At 38.4% G+C, this 547-nt stretch carries 1 protein-coding gene; it reads right to left on the bottom strand.

Translation table 11 applies throughout. The features are described from left to right. Nucleotides 1-547, bottom strand: a 547-nt coding sequence (locus ACFIML_RS09380) for a helicase-related protein (RefSeq protein WP_375688062.1), incomplete at both ends; no start/stop codon positions are given.

The raw sequence follows: 547 nt of genomic DNA, 5'->3' as shown, positions 1-547 counted from the left end.
CGTCCTATCGCTTGAATAATCTCAATTTGACTTTTGCGCGGGTGTAAAAATAGAACAGCATCAAGAGCAGGAACATCCACACCTTCAGAAAGACATCTTACATTGGTGAGAACACGACACGTATTTTCCCCCGCATCTTCCTTTAACCATTCAAGTTGTTTTGTACGCTCTTTAGCACTAAAGGTTCCATCAATATGGGCAAGGGTACAGTTAAGAGGAGGAGTATCTTTATAGTTCTTATGAAGAGCGCGCAAAGATTCTTGCACTTTTTCTTTTTTGAATCTCTTGCATATGCGTTTAGAAGTCTCAATATCTTTGCAAAAAGCTAAAGCTCTACGCATGGGCTTGGGGTCATCTTTAAGATCAAGTTTCAGATCCATTTTGGTAAGTGCTCTATAACAGCCATTAATCTTGGTCCTATCATCGAGAATAAGTTCATAATTCTTATCGGTAATCAGATGTTGAATGGATTGACTTACTTCTTCTTCGTTGACAACTAATATGATAACTTTACAAGGTGATAACAGCTTATCCTCTAAAGCACGTG

Source organism: Bartonella sp. AC62GZZY (genome assembly GCF_042196525.1).
Lineage (GTDB): Bacteria > Pseudomonadota > Alphaproteobacteria > Rhizobiales > Rhizobiaceae > Bartonella.
Note: the sequence above shows the minus strand (reverse complement) of the source record. Positions and strands in the feature narration are given on the sequence as shown.